This is a genomic window from Paraburkholderia acidipaludis NBRC 101816, from assembly GCF_000684975.1.
Lineage (GTDB): Bacteria > Pseudomonadota > Gammaproteobacteria > Burkholderiales > Burkholderiaceae > Paraburkholderia > Paraburkholderia acidipaludis.
The window spans coordinates 61,070-77,971 of the sequence record NZ_BAXZ01000020.1; the positions used below are offsets into that span (position 1 = coordinate 61,070).

Genomic DNA, 16,902 nt, shown 5'->3' on the forward strand with positions numbered 1-16,902 from the left:
GCAATCTTCATGTGCAATTAGTTCAACTCGCTGCGTACGCGCGAGGCAAACAGCTTCGGATTGAGCAGGATCGCAATACCCCCTGCGATCGTGGTCGGTAACCACAGCGACAGGTGCGAAAGTACAGCGAAACTGGCGGCCTGCGCGTCGCTGCCGCCAAGTGCACGCACCGCTGCAAATGCAGCTAGATGGAATGGGCCGACGTACCCCGGCGATGACGGGACCAACGTCGATAGAGTTGCGATAGCCATGACCATCAGAGCCGACGCATAACCAGCGGGCAAATCGAGTCCCTGAAACATCATCCAGAACAGGCCTGCTTCGCCCGCCCACACGATCGCGGACAATAACAGTACGCGCGCCAGCGTTCGTGCGTTACCCATCGTACTGAGTTGCTCGATCAGCGACGCCATGAGGCGAACGATCTTCGCAGCGGCGGCGACTCCATCCAGGCGACGAGCAAGCCATTCGAGCAGAGTGATCAAAGGTCGTCCAAGCACGATAATCACGGCAAGCGCTGCGCCTCCCACAACGGCAATGCCCAGGACTGTTTTACCGATCCATTCGGGGAGCGGCATCGGGGAAATCAGCAAACCAATTCCCAGGGACAACAGCAATGTCATCAGGTCGATCAACCGCTCGAAGAGCAAACTTGCTGTCGCGGTAACGCGGCTCACCCCAATGGCCGATGGAAACACGAGTGCACGAACAAGATCGCCCGCGCGCAACGGCAAGACGTTATTCAGCGTGATCGATCCCAGAAATGGAGCAATGCATCGACCGGTCCGAACCGACGCACCAGCTGCGCGCAGCATTACTGCCCACCGCTCAATACGTGCCGAATAGTCGATCGCGAGCGATACCAATCCGATCGCAAGAAAATGCCACCGAAACTCGACGAGCGCGAGCTTCAGCGCATCAAAATCTACCCGCCGGAACACGAGCACCAGGCAGGCGAGAGATATAACGATGCCAATAACCGGCCTGATCCAGGTCTTCCATCGCGCTGATCGCGATCCATCTGCAGCCAAGCGCCCGGTGCCCACGTCGTCGTCACGCATCATCGGTTCCATACCGCCCAGGGTGCCTTGCCGCGATCCCACATTTGCTCGAGGTGCCGCTTGTCACGCAACGTGTCACAGGGTTGCCAGAATCCGGCATGCGTAAATGCGGCGAGCTGATTATCCTTCGCCAGATTTTTGAGCGGATCTTGCTCCCACGACGTAGCATCGTCCAACACGTAGTCGATTGCGCGGGGTTCTACGACAAAGAAACCGCCGTTGATCCAGCCGATTTCATCACTCGGCTTTTCCTCAAAGCTCGACACGATGCCGTCTCGCGCGAGATTTAGCACGCCGAAGCGGCCCGGAGGCTGTACTGCCGCGACGGTCACCAGTCGGCCATGAGAGCGGTGATAAGCGAGTTCGGCAGTGATATCGATGTCGGAAAGGCCATCTCCGTACGTCAGACAGAACGCTTCGTCCTGGAGATAGGGAGCCACTCGCTTAAGTCGTCCACCGGTCATCGTCTCCGCACCGGTATCGACGAGCGTGACTTTCCAGTCTTCCGATTGCGAATTGAGAACCTGGTGCTCACCCGTACGCAGGTCTATCGAAAGATCCGCTGTATGCCTGTAGTAGTTGAAGAAAAATTCTTTGATTACGTACCCCTTGTAACCAAGGCAAATCACGAAATCCTTGATCCCGTGGTGTGCATACGTCTTCATGATGTGCCATAGCAGTGGACGTCCGCCAACCTCAACCATAGGTTTCGGCTTGTTGTCCGACTCTTCGGCAATACGTGTACCGAGCCCGCCGGCAAGAATCACTGCTTTCATCGAATCCCCAGAATTTCTAAAGTTTGATCTCTGCCGGCCCGAAGTTCAGCGTTTCTTCGGCAATCGCTACGGGTTCGGCACGCAATATCAGATAGATACGAAGTAGGTATTCCCCAAGAATTCCAAGGAGTAGTGACTGGAACCCAATGCCGAATAGTACAAGGATGTGGATGCTGGCAAGTCCGCGCGGCAAGTCGGGCTGAAAGGCCCGCAATATGACGTAGTAGAGCGCCCCTAGCGCGGACAAACCGAGCAGAAAGAGGCCGCAATATGTCGCTAAACGCAGCGGCAGCACGGAATGATTGAACACACCCGAGAGTCCCAACTTGATCAATTGGCCGACCCCGAATTTGCTTGTACCGGCAACACGTGCGGCGCGCGCATATGAAACGCCGATTTGCCTGAAACCCAAGCCGGCAATTAGTCCACGCAGATACGGATTCGACGAGCGATACCGTTGCAGCGCATCAATCACTTTTCGGTCGACCAGCCGGAAATCGCCGGCGTCGCGCGGAATCGCATGCTCACCAAGCTTGTCGATCGCCCAGTAACCGAACTTTCTGAACGCATTGATCAATCGCCCTTCCGGACGTTGCTCGCGCACACCATACACGACATGGTAGCCCTCCCGCCAGAGCTGAAAAAAGTGTTCGAGGAGTTCTGGCGGGTCCTGCAGATCGGCGTCGATCTGCATCACCGCGTCGCCCCGTGCGTGCATGTAATTGGCAAGAATCGAGCGCTGAAAACCAACATTCTTCGAGAACCGGATTGCCCGCACGCGTGAATCGGCTCGCGCCAAAGCGGCGAGCTTCTCCCACGTCGAGTCAGACGAATGGTTGTCCGTGAAGATGAACTCAAGCCGGCACCGGTCGGCCATCGTATCTCCAAGCTTTCTGAGACGCGCATAAAGCGCGTCCAGATTGTCCGCTTCATTTAAAACTGGCACCGAAATTGAAATCAGCGGAAAAGCAGCGGAATTGTCCATCGACGTTTTGTCCATTGAAAAATCAGTTCGACGCGAAGCGACGCAGTGCTGCTTCCACACCTTCATCGAGCGAATAATTCGCGTGCCACCCGATCGCATTTGCCAGGCCGGATGGATCGCCGACCACCATGGGCAGATCATCGGGGCGCAATGGCAAAGCGCCGAAGCGCAGCAGCGTTGCGTCAACACCCATGCAACGTGCCACTGCGCAGGCGAAATCCTTGACCGAGGTACCCACACCACTCGAGAGATTGTAGGCACCACTGGGCATTGCGCCCGCGCTCAGCGCGGTAGCTGCCGCAATTAGCCCATCGCATGCGTCGTCGACGTATACGAAATCACGCACCTGCGTGCCAGCGGACAAGTTGACCTGTTCGCGCTGCCTCAGCTTGGCGAAGAGCGACGGTAGCAGGCGATGATCGCCCTCACCCTGTCCAAAGACATTGAAGGCGCGTAGCACCGCAACGGGCAAACCGCACTCAGCGGCCGTTGCCAAGGCAAGCAAGCCGCCTGCCGCTTTCGTTGCGCCATAAAGTTTCCGGCTCTCCAACGGCATATCTTCGCGTAACAATCCAGTGGTCTGACCAGCGTACTCGGCACTGCTTCCCATCAGAACGACGCTGGCAACGCCGAATACGCTCGCCGCCGCGACCACCTCGGCAGGAAGGATCGTGTTCACTCGAACCAACTCATCGCGGTTACGATCCGCTGGGTGCACGCCGGCTGCCGCCAAGTGGAATACAACGTCGAAACGCTGGGCAGCCATCACGTCGCGCAAGCTCCCCGGATCGAGCCGCACGGCTTCGACGCTTTTCACTCCCGCGACTGGACAAGCGCGGCGACCGAGCGCGACCACCTCATAGCCGAGCGCCATCAACTGACGCGCAAGATTGCGACCAATGAAGCCGGCGCCCCCCGTCAGCAGAGCCTTCAACGGACCGCCCTGTCACTTAGCTCATTGCGCCAGGCCTTGATCTGACCTAAACACAATTCACGCGCCGGGGTTTCACCGTTGTAAAACGCCCGATACCAGTCGGCTGTTTCCTTGACCACGCGCTCCGTATCCCATGGCGGCTGCCAGCCCAATACATTGCGGGAAAGAGAACTGTCGAGCGCCAATGCAACCGCTTCTGGAAGGGGGTTCTGCTGATAGTCCAGCACCGGTCGTTGCCAGTCGTTCGACAGAATCTCCAGCACTTCGCGGACACTGAATTGACGCGGATCATGCGGACCGAGATTCCATGCGCGCGAAAAAGCGACGCGGTCCCGCTCAAGGCCGGCGAGCAGCATCAGGTAGCCTTGGACCAAAGCGAGAACATGCTGCCAAGGGCGCGTCGCGTCCGGATAGCGAAGCGTCAGCGAGCCACCGCCAATGACAGCTCGGACAAAGTCCGGGATCAACCTGTCTTCGGACCAGTCGCCGCCGCCAATGATGTTACCGCCACGCGCCGTCGCGATACCGAGAGGATGATTGGCATCGGAGCCAAACGAATAGCGATAGCTGTCGATCACCATCTCCGCGGCGGCCTTTGACGCGCTGTACGGATCTTTTCCCCCTAGCGCGTCGTTCTCGCGATATGGCCACTCCCACTCGTTGTTTTTGTACACTTTATCGGTCGTGACACAAACAACTGAGCGGCAACCTCTTGTCGACCGGGCAGCCTCCAGCACATGCGCCGTGCCTACCGCGTTGGTAGTGAATGTCCACACCGGCTCGCGATATGAGCGCCGCACCAGCGGCTGAGCGGCAAGGTGTAAAACCAGCTCAGGCTGAACTTCTTCGAAGCAGGCCCGAACCGCCTTCAGATCGCAGATATCGCCCTCGATTCCGGCCACGTGATCGTCAACGCCAGCTTCAACATAGAGCGATGGCGTCGTATCGGGCGACAATGAGAATCCCGCGACCTCGGCGCCGAGCATCTTGAGCCAAAGGCAAGCCCAACTACCCGTAAAGCCCGTATGTCCCGTAACCAGAATTCGCTTACCGGACAACACCGATTCGAAATCCAGCTTGCCTGTCTCGTTCAAAAAAACTCCCCAGCTTTCAATCTGATTGCTTCGTCAGCAAGAGCCAACAGCTCGGGTTGCGTTCGCCGCAACCGACTTCCCGGTGATCTCGCGATCATGGGCCCAATAACGCCAAAGTGGCCACAAAACCGGTTGCAGCCAGAGAAATTGCCGTAGCGTCAATTTTTTCAGACAGAACGTATTATACCGTTCCGGTACGTCATGCCAGGCGCTGCCGATCATGGATTCTCACCGCACCGGATACAATCCTGCGGTTACTGTTCCGCTGTCTTGAGCATTACCGGCGTAACGATTGTGACGGAGAGCATCATCCACGCACACATCTTCCCAGCGCGCCGACCAGCCGCCATGCCAAGCCGCCCGGCCCAAACATCAGATGTTACAATCTGACACAAAGAAGCCTGATGACCCCATCAAAAGAGTCCAATTTTGGGGATAATTGTCGGCTTCGACAGTGGAAAAGGCTGACGTACGGTTCCAAGCGACTCACTCGCCGACCTCCGCGAGGTTGCATGATTCCGTATCAATCAGTTAGCGAGTGGTAGCTACCGCTCCCCCTAGCCGCCACGCGGTGCGCAATATGCCACAAATTGTGCGTGCGGCTTTTGCCCACGAGGCCAGATTCCCGCTCATGGAACGCGCTCCCACTTTCCCCCCAATCGCCCAATTACGATACGCCGTACCTGTATGAATGAGCGCAACCCAATCGTTACGGTAGTCGTACCGTCATACAACCAGGGACGATATCTCGAAGAAGCCCTGCGTTCAATCGCAGTCCAAAAGGTTCCAAAGGAAATCTTTGTCATGGACGGCGGCTCCACCGACCAGTCGCCCTCGATCATCGAGAATTGGAGCCCAAAGCTGGCGGGCTGGCGTAGCCATAAGGACGATGGGCAAGCGGCCGCAATCAATGAAGGCGTTGCGCTCGGCTCCGCACCCTACGTTTGCTGGCTGAACAGCGATGATCTGCTTCTGCCTGGTGGCCTCGACAAGCTCGTGAACGCAATGGAGCGGCATTCCGCCTGGCCTGCCGCCTATGGCAAAGCGTGGCATCTCGACGACACCAGCGGTCGTCGCACGCCCGCATGGGTCGAGCCGTTCAACGAGCGGCGGATGGCGACGCGCTGCGTCATCACCCAGCCGGCATCGTTAATTCGCAGAAGCGCATGGACGGCTGTAGGGGGACTTGATCCGACGCTCAAAATGGCCTTGGACTACGACCTGTGGTGGCGGCTATATCGGCACGGTGGCCCGCTCGGGTTCGTAGATGACGATGTAGCCATCAACCGGAACCACGACGCCACCAAAACGCGCATTCACCGCCGCCTCCATTACAAAGAAGCCATGGAAACGGTGCGACGCCATCACGGCCACGTCCCTCTAAAATGGTGGCTTGCTCAACCGTACGCCGTTTGGTGGAAAACCCTGATTCGATAGCATGCGCGTTCTTCACTTTTATAAGACATACAAGCCCGATTCGATGGGCGGGGTCGAACAACTGATCGGCGAGATCTGCAGCGGAGCCGCGAGCCACGGAATACCAAGTGACGTGCTGACTCTCAGCAAGAATACGTCGACAGTCGATCTTGGCGACCACAAGCACTATCGCGCGCGACTCGACTTCAAGATCGCGTCCGCCTATTTCTCGCTATCGTCATTGGCACGGCTGAAGGAACTGGCGAAGACGGCCGATGTCATTCACTACCATTTTCCATGGCCATTCATGGACATGGCGCACTTTCTTACGCGTCTGAACAAACCTACGGTGGTGACCTATCACTCGGACATCATCAGGCAAAAGGCGCTTCTGCAGTTTTATCGGCCATTGATGCTGGCCTTTTTTGGCAGCGTAACGAAGATCGTCGCAACGTCACCGAACTATGCACAGACAAGCCCTGTGCTCCGTCGGTTTGCGAGCAAAGTTGAGATCATCCCGATCGGACTGAACGAACACGCCTACCCACAACCCACCGATAGAAAGGTTGCCGAGTGGCGCGCAAGAATCGGGCCGCGATTCCTGCTTTTTGTGGGAATGCTCAGATACTACAAAGGGCTCCACGTTCTTCTTGATGCCCTTAAGGGCACCGACTATGACGTAGTGATTCTCGGTGGTGGTCCCCTTGAGGGCGAACTGAAGGCGCAAGCGAAAAGTCTCGGATTGCGCCGCGTACATTTCGTGGGCGCCCTCCCGGACGAAGACAAAGTGGCACTTCTAACACTATGTCGCGGACTGGTGTTTCCGTCACACCTGCGTTCGGAAGCCTTCGGTATTTCGTTGCTGGAAGGAGCCATGTACGGGAAGCCGCTTATCTCGTGTGAGATCGGCACCGGGACAAGCTACGTGAATGTCGCAGGCAAAACTGGGCTGGTGGTGCCTCCCAGCGATGCTCCCGCTCTTCGCAATGCGATCGATCGCATCTGGAATGATGATCAGTTGGCGTCCGAGCTTGGCGCAGGCGCCCGAGAGCGATTCACGAAGCTCTTTACTGCGGACAAAATGGCCGACGCGTACGTCGACCTATATCGGCGCATTGCTTCAAAGCCCTGAAACACGTCTACGCCGCAGAGCGAAGATCAACTACCCAGCCCGGCAAGGCAAAGCTGCAGTGCGTCGAGCCAGTCGGGCGCACGCACGCCAAAGCTCGCGTCCAGTTTGTCATTGGACAAATGGGAGTTGCCCGGGCGCTTTGCAGGCACTGGATACTCGCACGAAGCAATGGGAACCACCACCGGTTTGTTTTTCGGTGACGCCAATTCGAAAATCGCGTTAGCAAAGTCGAACCATGTTGTCCGTCCGGATGCTGTCAGATGGTAGACACCTGATTTTTCACGCCACCAGTCCGCGCCGTTTTTGTTTTCCACAAAGCCTTGTGCAACGATGTGCGAAGTCATCGCCGCAATAGTCGCGGCCCAGGTCGGCGCCCCGATCTGATCCGCAACGACTCGCAGCTCCGGACGCTCACTGCCAAGCTTGAGCATCGTCAGCAAGAAGTTCTTGCCACGCCGCCCGTACACCCAGCTCGTCCTCAGTGTCAAATGCGCGCAGCCCGCCGCCGTGATCGCCTGCTCACCTTCGAGCTTCGTTTCTCCATACACGTTTTGAGGATTCGTCTCATCGGTTTCCGTGTACGCACCCGCCTTCGTACCGTCGAACACGTAATCGGTCGAATAATGAATTAGCGAGCCACCGCTGCGCGCCATCTCTTCCGCGAACACGCGTGGCACGTCGACATTCAGGCGTCGTGCCATTTCGACGTCGGTCTCAGCCTTGTCGACCGCCGTATAGGCCGCCGGATTCACGATCAGGGATGGCTTCAGTTCCCTCACGAAGTCCCGCACACGAGCGAGATCCGAAAGATCAAGCGTCGACCGGCCGCACGGCACCACACGCCCCAGTCCCTGCAGCGTACGCAGCAATTCGAAGCCGACCTGGCCGTTGACACCCGTCACAAGAATCGTCGATTGCTGGCTCATCTTCGACCTCAAGCGTAGACGTCGGCGGCACTCAGCCGCATGCCTGCCGCATCCTTCGCCGCCAGCATCGGCTCGAAATCGATCGGCCAATCGATTCCAATCTCCGGATCGCTCCAGATGACACAGCGCTCGTGCTCCGGGAACCAGTAATCGGTCGTCTTGTACAGAAACTGCGCGGCATCAGAGAGCACGACAAACCCATGCGCGAACCCGGGCGGAACCCACAGCTGACGATGATTCTCTTCCGACAGCAAGATACCCACCCACTTGCCGAAATTCGGCGAGCTATTGCGAATATCGACGGCAACATCGAACACTTCGCCTTCCACCACGCGCACCAGCTTGCCCTGCGCGTGTTCGATCTGGTAGTGCAGCCCGCGCAGCACGCCCCTCGCCGAGCGCGAATGGTTGTCCTGGACAAACTCGACGCCAGGCGCGACGTGCTCCGCAAAATCGCGCGCGTTAAAGCTCTCGTAGAAATACCCACGCGCGTCGCCAAAGACCTTCGGCTCAATGATCTTTACTTCAGGAAGCGCAGTTTCGGTTACCTGGATACCCATGCCACGTGGTCCGTAATAATTTGCTTGAGGTATTGTCCGTAGCCGTTCTTCGCAAGCGGCTGCGCCAGCTTCAGAACCTGTTCGGCATCGATCCACTTGCGCCGGTACGCAATCTCTTCGGGGCAGGCTATAACAAGCCCTTGCCGTTTCTGCAGCGTTGCAATGAAACTCGCCGCCTCGATCAGCGAATCGTGCGTGCCGGTGTCGAGCCACGCATAACCGCGTCCCATGATCTGGACGTTCAGTGCACCGTCGGTGAGATACCGCGAGTTGACGTCGGTGATTTCCAGTTCGCCACGTGCCGACGGTTTGATATCCGCCGCAACATCGCACACGCGGTTGTCGTAAAAGTAGAGTCCCGTGACCGCATAGTTCGAACGCGGCTGGGCGGGCTTCTCCTCAATGGAGACCGCGCGAAATTCCTGGTCGAATTCGACAACGCCATAACGTTCGGGATCCTGCACGTGATAGGCGAACACGGTTGCACCACTATCCTGAGCATTCGCTCGCTCAAGCTGGATCGCAAGATCGTGTCCGTAGAAGATGTTGTCGCCAAGAATCAGCGCAGAAGGATCGTTGCCAACGAAGTCCCTTCCGATGATGAAAGCCTGAGCAAGCCCATCCGGTGACGGCTGTACCGCGTACTGGATGTTCATGCCCCACTGGCTACCGTCACCGAGCATCGCCTCGAAACGCGGCGTGTCCTGCGGCGTCGAGATGACCAGAACGTTACGAATGCCCGCCACCATCAGCGTCGAGAGCGGATAGTAGATCATCGGCTTGTCGTACACCGGCAGCAGTTGCTTCGACACCGCATGGGTAATCGGATACAGCCGCGTTCCGGAGCCGCCGGCCAGGATGATGCCTTTGCGTGTCATCGCGCCTGCCTTCACGCGCGCTGCGCGTAGTTCGTTTCCACCCAGTTGCGATAATCACCCGAGGCGACTTCGTCAACCCACGCCTGATTGCCGAGATACCAGCCCACTGTCTTCGCAAGGCCTGTTTCAAAGGTTTCCGCCGGCTTCCAGCCGAGTTCGCGCTCGAGCTTGCGCGCGTCGATCGCATAGCGGCGGTCGTGGCCGGGGCGATCCTTCACGTAGGCGATCTGGTCGCGGTACGAGCCCGTGGCCTTCGGACGCAATTCGTCGAGCAGGTCGCACAGCGTATGCACGACTTCAATGTTTTTCTTCTCGTTCCAACCGCCCACGTTGTATGTCTCTCCAACCTTGCCGCGGGCGAGCACTTCGCAGATCGCAGCACAATGATCGCCCACGTACAGCCAGTCGCGCACGTTCTGGCCATCGCCATACACGGGCAGCGGCTTGCCGGCAAGCGCATTGGCAATCATCAGCGGAATGAGCTTTTCAGGGAACTGATAGGGGCCGTAGTTGTTCGAGCAGTTCGTAGTGAGCGTCGGCATGCCGTAAGTGTGATGCCAGGCGCGCACGAGGTGATCCGAACCCGCCTTGCTTGCCGAATACGGACTATTAGGCGCGTAGGGTGTAGTTTCCGAGAATTGCGGGTCGGCGGCAGAGAGCGAACCGAACACTTCGTCGGTGGAAACGTGCAGGAAGCGAAACGCGGCCTTATCAGCGTCGTTCAGGCTGCTCCAGTGCTGGCGCGCAGCTTCGAGCAGGACGAAGGTACCGATCACATTGGTCTGAACAAAGTCGACCGGGCCGTGGATCGAGCGATCGACGTGGCTTTCGGCCGCGAAATGCACGATCGCACGCGGCCGGTGCTCGGCAAAAAGGGCGTCAAGCGCCGCGCGGTCACAGATATCGACGCGGGCAAACACGTGCTTCGAATTCCCTTGCAGCGACTTCAACGTGCCAAGGTTGCCTGCGTAGGTCAGCTTGTCGACGTTGAGAATGGCCTCGTCGGAGTGACGGAACCAGTCAAGCACGAAGTTGGCGCCGATAAAGCCGGCGCCGCCCGTCACCAGAATCATGTAACTCCCTTGTCAGCGTTGCAGCAGATCCGCTGCGACACAAACCGCAGCCGGCTATTTAAAAGATTTCGGAAAGGTGCCTTCCAGACAAGCCGCGGACCCTATGCAAGAAGCATGTCCAGCCCTGATTTTTAAGCAGTAATTATAAGACGTGCATGGGCGAAAGCCATACCACTAGCATCTTGAAACAGCTTGACAAATTTTAACTTTGGCACATGTCGTGCCTGTGGCGGTGTTGTCACTGACATTGGCTATCCGCGGCGCGGCAGGTTTCGCTCTTGCTCCTGTGTTACCGTCTGCGCTAAGCAATGTAATGCATACTACCCAATCAATATTCTCTCCGATGACCAAGCTGCAGTCGGGCCCCGCTCCCCTCGCCTTCGGCGACCTGCAGGGCTGCCACACTTCCTTCCGTGATCTCCTCGCCAAGGCCGATCCTTCCCAGGACACCCCCCTCTGGTTCGCAGGCGACCTGATCAACCGCGGCCCCGATTCGCTCGCCACGCTGCGCGACGTCATCGCGCAGGGCGATCGCGCCGTTGCCGTGCTCGGCAATCACGATCTGCATCTGCTCTCGGTATCGGCGGGCATCCGCAAATCGAAGAAAGGCGACACGATCGACGACATCCTGAACGCACCGGACGCCGCCGATCTTCTCCATTGGGTACGCCACCGCCCGATCGCGCACTACGAGCACGGCATGCTGATGGTGCACGCGGGCGTACTGCCGCAGTGGGACATCGACCTCACGCTGGAACTCGCCCACGATCTGGAAAAGGCATTGCGACGCGACAACTGGCAGGAAACGCTCGCCGGCCTGTACGGCAACGAGCCGAACCGCTGGTCGAAGGATCTGAAGGGTATCGACCGGCTGCGTGTCACGTGCAGCGCGCTCACACGCATGCGGTTCTGCAACCGTGACGGCGCGATGGATTTCAGCGCGAGCGGCGCGCTCGATTCCGCGCCGGACGGCTATATGCCATGGTTCGATGTGCCGGAACGCAAGACAAGCAACTGCACTGTCGTGTTCGGCCACTGGGCAGCGCTCGGCCTCACGCTGCGCGACAACCTGATCGGGCTCGACTCCGGCTGTGTGTGGGGCAACCAGCTTTCGGCGGTGCGCCTCGAAGCCGAACCCGCGCGCCGCACGCTCACCCAGGTCGAGTGCCCGGGCTGCCGCACCATCGACTCGTAGCGCGTCCCGCTACGACACCCGCTCCACCCCCTGCTGCCCGCCAGCGTCCGCCCGCCCGCGCAGTTTCTCCAGCGCCGCCTCCACCGCCGCCTGCGCCTGCGCCGCCAGCTTGCGGCGGTCGCCCTCGGGCTGTATCGGCTCTCCCACAAAGACATGGGCAGTAAGCGGCGCAGCCTTCAGCATCGCGTCCAGCGCCTGCTTGAGCGACACATCATCGATATAGGCCGGCGCCACCGACTGCTGCCCCCGCGCGTCTTCGTAGAGGATACAGATCGGCTGCACAGGCTGCCCGGCTTCCACCGCCGCCTGGAACATGTTCGTGTGGAACTGTTTGACCGCGCGGCCGTCCGTGGTCGTGCCTTCGGGAAACACGCACATCAGTTCGCCGCGCGTCAGGCGCTCGGCGAGTTCGTGCATGATGCGTTTCGCGTCGCTGCGCTTTTCGCGCTCGACGAACACGGTATCGAGATTCTTCGCGAACCAGCCGATCAGCGGCCAGTCGCGCACCTCGGCTTTGGAGACGAACGGCGTCGGTCGCCAGGCGTTGATTACGTAGATATCGATCCACGAGATGTGATTGCTGACGACGAGCGCGCCCGCGTCGAGCCGCGCCGCGTCGTTGTGCACGACGAGCTTCATGCCGCACAGCGCGAGCATCTTGAGCGACCAGGCGCGGTTCAGGGCATGGCGCTCGTCGGCGCTGGCGCGCGGAAAGCGCAGCGCGACGGTCCAGGCACCGTGCGCCAGGTGGGCCAGCAATCGGGTCTTGCGTACGAAAAGACTCATGGTCAACTAACGAATACGATATCGATGAGTACCAGCGGGTACGGTGGATACCAGCGTGCCGCGCGCGGCTATCACGCAGGCCTCAGCGGCGCTCGAAGCCGATGCGCCCCGCGACTATCGTCGTGCGCACCACGGCGGGCAATTCGTAGCCAAGGAACGGCGTGTTGTGGCCCTGGCTCTTGAGCGCGCGCGGCTCGACTTGCCAGTGCGCCTGTGCATCGAACACGCAGAAGTCCGCATTGCCGCCCACCGCGAGGCGTCCCGCGTCCACCTGCATCACGGCAGCCGGCGCCGACGTGATAGGGGCAAGCGCCTTCGCGAGCGGCACGTCCGCCTCCTGCGCCCACTTTACGGTCAGCGAAAGCAGCAGTTCGAGACCCGTCGCGCCCGGCGTCGCCTCGGCGAACGGCAGCAGCTTTTCGTCGTCGTCCACGGGCGTGTGGACGGAGCAGATCGCGTCGATCGTGCCGTCCGCAAGGCCCGCGCGAATCGCCTCGCGATCGCGCTGCTGGCGCAGCGGCGGGTCGAGCCGGAACTGCGCGTCGAAATAGCCGATGTCCATGTCGATCAGATGCAGGTGGTTCGCGCTCACGTCGCACGTTACCGGCAGGCCTTCGGCCTTGGCCGCGCGCACGAGTTCGACGCCCGCCGCCGAGGAGAGGTGCATCACGTGCACGCGCGCGCCGGTCACGCGCATCAACTCGAAAAGCGTGAAGAGCGCGATGGTCTCGGCGCTCACCGGCACGCCCGAAAGGCCGAGCCGCGACGCCAGCGCGCCGCTCGCGGCCACGCCGCCCTTCGAAAGCCAGGCATCCTGCGGACGCAGCCAGACCGCGTAGCCGTAGGTACTCGCGTACTGGAGCGCGCGCAGCAGCGCCTGAGTGTCGGCGATCGGCCGATCAGCCTGCGTGAAGCCGATGCAGCCGGCCTCGGTCAGCGACACCATTTCGGTGATCACCTCGCCCTTCAGGCCGACCGTGAGCGCACCGAGCGGATATACACGCGAACGCTCCAGCTTGCCGACGCGGAACTTGAGCATCTCGATCAGGCCTGCCTCGTCGAGCACGGGGTCGGTGTCCGGCGGGCAAACGAGGCTCGTCACGCCGCCCGCGAGCGCCGCGGCCATTTCCGATTCGAGCGTCGCCTTGTGTTCGTAGCCCGGTTCGCGCAGCCGCGCGCACAGGTCGACGAGGCCCGGGGCAACGTGCAGTCCGCGCGCGTCGAGGGTTCGTTCGGCCTGGAAGTCGGCGGGCGCCGCGCCCAGCGCGACGATCTTCCCCGCCGCGATATACACGTCCTGCTGCTGTTCGGTGCCGGAGGCGGGATCGATCAGCGTGCCGCCTTGAATGTGGATCTTCATGCGCTGCCCTTGTCGTTCTCGCCGTTTATTCGTTGTTGCCTGCCACGATGCCCATCACGGCCATGCGGACCGCAATGCCGAAGCTCACCTGGTCGAGGATCACCGACTGCGGGCCATCGGCCACCTGCGAGTCGATCTCGACGCCGCGGTTCATCGGCCCCGGATGCATGACGATCGCGTCGGGTGCAGCAAGCGCGAGACGCTCCGGCGTGAGCCCCCAACTCTTGAAGTACTCCTGCGCAGAGGGCAGCAGCGCCCCGCTCATGCGCTCGTTCTGCAGGCGCAGCATGATGATGACGTCGACGTCCTTCAGCCCTTCGTCGAGGTTGTGGAACACGCGCACGCCCATCTGCTCGAGACCGCCCGGCAGCAGCGTGCGCGGGCCGATGGCGCGCACTTCGGGCACGCCGAGCGTCGTGAGCGCGTGGATGTCCGAGCGCGCGACGCGCGAATGCAGGATGTCGCCGACGATCGCCACGCGCAGATTCGTGAAGTCGCGCTTGTAGTGGCGGATCGTGTACATGTCCAGGAGGCCCTGCGTGGGGTGCGCGTGGCGTCCGTCGCCGGCGTTGATCACGTGCACGTGCGGCGCGCAGTGTTCGGCGATCAGATACGGCGCGCCGCTCGACGCATGACGCACGACGAACATGTCGGCATGCATGGCCGAGAGATTGCCGATCGTGTCGAGCAGCGACTCGCCCTTGCTCGTCGACGAAGCGGCGATGTTCAGGTTCAGCACGTCGGCCGAGAGCCGCTTCGCGGCGATTTCGAAGGTCGTGCGCGTGCGCGTGGAATTCTCGAAGAACAGGTTGAACACGGACTTGCCGCGCAGCAGCGGCACCTTCTTCACCTCGCGGTCGGTGACGCTCACGAACTGCGCGGCCGTGTCGAGAATATGCGTGACGATCGAGCGCGGCAGGCCCTCGATCGACAGCAGGTGCTTGAGCTCGCCGTTCTTCGTGAGCTGCGGATTGCCCTTCAGGAAGCCGTAGCGAAAGCGTCCGCTTTCGGCGCTGGCGGCCTGGTCCGGGGTGGGCTGGGTGTTCATCGTAGGGGTCCTCTGGATGCAGGGCCGGGTTCGGACGAAAGATGCGCTCAGGGTGCCTTCGTGAGGTCGCCTGAAACGCTAAAAAAATCAGACGATGCTTTGCGGCGCGATGGAAAAGGCGAAGCGGCCATCGTCGCCGCGTTCGAGCACGAGGGTCGAGCCGGCAGACAAATCCGCGCTCCCGCCCGCAAAGCGCGCGGCTACGGGCAATTCGCGACCGCCGCGATCGGCGAGCACGGCGAGCTCCACCGAAGCGGGGCGGCCGTAGTCGTACAGTTCGTTGAGCGCCGCGCGAATGGTGCGGCCCGTATGCAGCACGTCGTCCACCAGCACGATGCGCCGCCCTTCCACGTCGAACGGCAGCGAGGTCGGCGCCGCCTGGCTATGCAAACCTTTTTTCGCGTAGTCGTCGCGATGCAGCGCGACGTTGACGACACCCCAGCCGCTCGCGCCCAGGTCCTGGGCCAGCCGCTCCGCGATCCACGCGCCGCCGCTGTGGATGCCCGCGAGTGCGACGCCATCGGGCCCGCTGAAGGCATCCGACGAGGGATACGCGGCGCGAATCTGGTCGAGAACGGCGCGATACAGCGCCTCGGCGTCTAGCGTGTCGCGGATAGTCATGGCGTGGAGGCGGAACGTTCGTCGAGGTATTGCTGGAGGATCACGCAGGCGGCTTCGGCATCCAGCTCGTCAAGGCCGTCACCGCGTTCGCGCAGGCGCGCTTCGGCGTCCACCGACGAGTAGCGCTCGTCCACCCACACGACGGGCAGGTTGAAGCGGCCATTGAGCTGATTGCCGAAGCGTTTGGCCTGCTGCGTCATGGCGTGCGGCGCACCGTCCGGATGCGACGGCAGGCCGACCACGAGCAGATCGGGTTGCCACTCGCGCAGGAGCGCGCCGACGGCTTCGAAACGATAGTCGCGGTTACGGTTCTGGATCACGGTGAGCGGCCTGGCGCTATGCGTCAGCGCGTTGCCGAGCGCGACGCCAATGCGTTTTTCGCCGTAGTCGAACGCAAGCAGGGTAGCCTCCGCGGCGCCCCGCCCGGCGGCCACGCTCATGCGTGACCCGCCTCGCCCGAGAGCATCGACGACGAAATGCCGAGCAGCGCGAGGGCCGCTTCGAAACGCTCTTCGGCGGGCACGTCGAAAACGATCTTCGGATCGGCCTCGACGGTGAGCCAGCCGTTGCGCGAGATTTCGTCCTCGAGCTGGCCCGCGCCCCAACCGGCGTGACCGAGCGTGAGCAGGAAACGTTCGGGGCCCTTGCCGTTCGCGACGGCTTCGAGCACATCCTTGGAGGTGGTCATTTCGAGGCCGCCCGGCACCGACATCGACGACGTATAGTTCGTGCCCTCTTCGGGCGCGTGCAGCACGAAGCCGCGCTCCGTCTGCACGGGGCCGCCGAAATAAACGGGCACATGCAGCAGCGGTTCGATTTCGAGCTTGAGGTCGATGCGCGAGAAAAGCGCCTGCAGATCGATGTCGGTAGGACGATTGATAACGAGGCCGAGCGCGCCGCGCTCGGAATGATCGCAAAGGTAGACCACCGTTCCTGAAAACGTCGGATCCGCCATGTTGGGCATGGCGATCAGGAACTGGTTGGTCAGATTGATGCGATCGTTACTCTTGGACATGGTTTGAATTCTAGCAAAGACGATGCGAAATGGCGGACAGCC

Annotated in this window: 18 protein-coding genes; 3 read left to right on the forward strand and 15 right to left on the reverse strand. The window is 60.7% G+C overall.

Features of this window, described 5'->3' with window-relative positions; translation table 11 throughout:
* Nucleotides 1–17 precede the first annotated feature (17 nt).
* The 5 genes from BAC01S_RS21545 to rfbG are packed head-to-tail and all read right to left on the reverse strand — an operon-like array spanning nt 18 to nt 4,850.
* Entirely contained in the window at nt 18–1,073 is a 1,056-nt protein-coding gene (locus BAC01S_RS21545) for a lysylphosphatidylglycerol synthase transmembrane domain-containing protein (RefSeq protein WP_245616644.1), read from the reverse strand.
* Nucleotides 1,061–1,837, reverse strand: coding sequence for a glucose-1-phosphate cytidylyltransferase (rfbF, locus tag BAC01S_RS21550; RefSeq protein WP_027796621.1), 777 nt, complete (start codon nt 1,835–1,837; stop codon nt 1,061–1,063). The genes BAC01S_RS21545 and rfbF overlap by 13 nt, the downstream gene beginning before the upstream one ends.
* A 16-nt stretch (nt 1,838–1,853) precedes the next feature.
* Nucleotides 1,854–2,822 carry a glycosyltransferase family 2 protein gene (locus BAC01S_RS21555; RefSeq protein ID WP_027796622.1) on the reverse strand — a complete coding sequence of 323 codons (969 nt, stop codon included), beginning with the start codon at nt 2,820–2,822 and terminating at the stop codon, nt 1,854–1,856.
* Between the two features lie 22 nt (nt 2,823–2,844).
* Nucleotides 2,845–3,756, reverse strand: a complete 912-nt coding sequence (locus BAC01S_RS32165) for an NAD-dependent epimerase/dehydratase family protein (RefSeq protein ID WP_052408809.1) — start codon at nt 3,754–3,756, stop codon at nt 2,845–2,847.
* Nucleotides 3,753–4,850, reverse strand: a complete 1,098-nt coding sequence (rfbG, locus tag BAC01S_RS21565) for a CDP-glucose 4,6-dehydratase (protein WP_084168756.1) — start codon at nt 4,848–4,850, stop codon at nt 3,753–3,755. The genes BAC01S_RS32165 and rfbG overlap by 4 nt, the downstream gene beginning before the upstream one ends.
* A gap of 687 nt (nt 4,851–5,537) precedes the next feature.
* On the opposite strand from rfbG, the gene BAC01S_RS21570 reads away from it, so the two are divergent.
* Together BAC01S_RS21570 and BAC01S_RS21575 are read left to right on the forward strand one after the other, a co-directional pair.
* Complete coding sequence (locus BAC01S_RS21570) at nt 5,538–6,287, forward strand: glycosyltransferase family 2 protein (RefSeq protein WP_027796624.1); 750 nt, start codon at nt 5,538–5,540, stop codon at nt 6,285–6,287.
* Nucleotide 6,288: 1 nt separating this feature from the next.
* Nucleotides 6,289–7,398, forward strand: coding sequence for a glycosyltransferase family 4 protein (locus BAC01S_RS21575; protein ID WP_027796625.1), 1,110 nt, complete (start codon nt 6,289–6,291; stop codon nt 7,396–7,398).
* Between the two features lie 26 nt (nt 7,399–7,424).
* Here BAC01S_RS21575 and rfbD read toward each other — a convergent pair whose 3' ends face one another.
* The 4 genes from rfbD to rfbB are packed head-to-tail and all read right to left on the reverse strand — an operon-like array spanning nt 7,425 to nt 10,835.
* Nucleotides 7,425–8,324, reverse strand: coding sequence for a dTDP-4-dehydrorhamnose reductase (gene rfbD, locus BAC01S_RS21580; protein WP_027796626.1), 900 nt, complete (start codon nt 8,322–8,324; stop codon nt 7,425–7,427).
* A gap of 8 nt (nt 8,325–8,332) precedes the next feature.
* Nucleotides 8,333–8,884 (reverse strand): dTDP-4-dehydrorhamnose 3,5-epimerase, encoded by a 552-nt coding sequence (gene rfbC / locus BAC01S_RS21585; protein ID WP_027796627.1) that lies wholly within the window; start codon nt 8,882–8,884, stop codon nt 8,333–8,335.
* Nucleotides 8,869–9,762 (reverse strand): glucose-1-phosphate thymidylyltransferase RfbA, encoded by an 894-nt coding sequence (gene rfbA, locus BAC01S_RS21590; protein ID WP_027796628.1) that lies wholly within the window; start codon nt 9,760–9,762, stop codon nt 8,869–8,871. Before rfbA ends, rfbC begins: the two co-directional genes overlap by 16 nt.
* A gap of 11 nt (nt 9,763–9,773) precedes the next feature.
* Nucleotides 9,774–10,835, reverse strand: a complete 1,062-nt coding sequence (gene rfbB, locus BAC01S_RS21595; RefSeq protein ID WP_027796629.1) for a dTDP-glucose 4,6-dehydratase — start codon at nt 10,833–10,835, stop codon at nt 9,774–9,776.
* A gap of 343 nt (nt 10,836–11,178) precedes the next feature.
* On the opposite strand from rfbB, the gene BAC01S_RS21600 reads away from it, so the two are divergent.
* On the forward strand, nt 11,179–12,030 hold the full coding sequence (locus tag BAC01S_RS21600) for a symmetrical bis(5'-nucleosyl)-tetraphosphatase (RefSeq protein ID WP_027796630.1): 852 nt from the start codon (nt 11,179–11,181) through the stop codon (nt 12,028–12,030).
* 9 nt (nt 12,031–12,039) lie between these two features.
* On the opposite strand, the gene BAC01S_RS32170 is transcribed toward BAC01S_RS21600, so the two are convergent.
* From BAC01S_RS32170 to BAC01S_RS21630, 6 genes are all read right to left on the reverse strand, one after another.
* The gene (locus BAC01S_RS32170) at nt 12,040–12,816 is read right to left on the reverse strand and encodes a lysophospholipid acyltransferase family protein (RefSeq protein ID WP_043203156.1); all 777 of its coding nucleotides are present in this window, start codon (nt 12,814–12,816) and stop codon (nt 12,040–12,042) included.
* 82 nt (nt 12,817–12,898) lie between these two features.
* Complete coding sequence (locus BAC01S_RS21610) at nt 12,899–14,176, reverse strand: dihydroorotase (RefSeq protein WP_027796631.1); 1,278 nt, start codon at nt 14,174–14,176, stop codon at nt 12,899–12,901.
* 25 nt (nt 14,177–14,201) lie between these two features.
* Nucleotides 14,202–15,224: an aspartate carbamoyltransferase catalytic subunit gene (locus BAC01S_RS21615; protein WP_027796632.1), complete on the reverse strand. Its 1,023-nt coding sequence runs from the start codon at nt 15,222–15,224 to the stop codon at nt 14,202–14,204.
* Nucleotides 15,225–15,311: 87 nt separating this feature from the next.
* Nucleotides 15,312–15,845, reverse strand: a complete 534-nt coding sequence (gene pyrR / locus BAC01S_RS21620) for a bifunctional pyr operon transcriptional regulator/uracil phosphoribosyltransferase PyrR (RefSeq protein ID WP_027796633.1) — start codon at nt 15,843–15,845, stop codon at nt 15,312–15,314.
* Complete coding sequence (ruvX, locus tag BAC01S_RS21625) at nt 15,842–16,285, reverse strand: Holliday junction resolvase RuvX (RefSeq protein ID WP_027796634.1); 444 nt, start codon at nt 16,283–16,285, stop codon at nt 15,842–15,844. The genes pyrR and ruvX overlap by 4 nt, the downstream gene beginning before the upstream one ends.
* The gene (locus tag BAC01S_RS21630; RefSeq protein ID WP_027796635.1) at nt 16,282–16,860 is read right to left on the reverse strand and encodes a YqgE/AlgH family protein; all 579 of its coding nucleotides are present in this window, start codon (nt 16,858–16,860) and stop codon (nt 16,282–16,284) included. Before BAC01S_RS21630 ends, ruvX begins: the two co-directional genes overlap by 4 nt.
* Between the last annotated feature and the right edge of the window lie 42 nt (nt 16,861–16,902).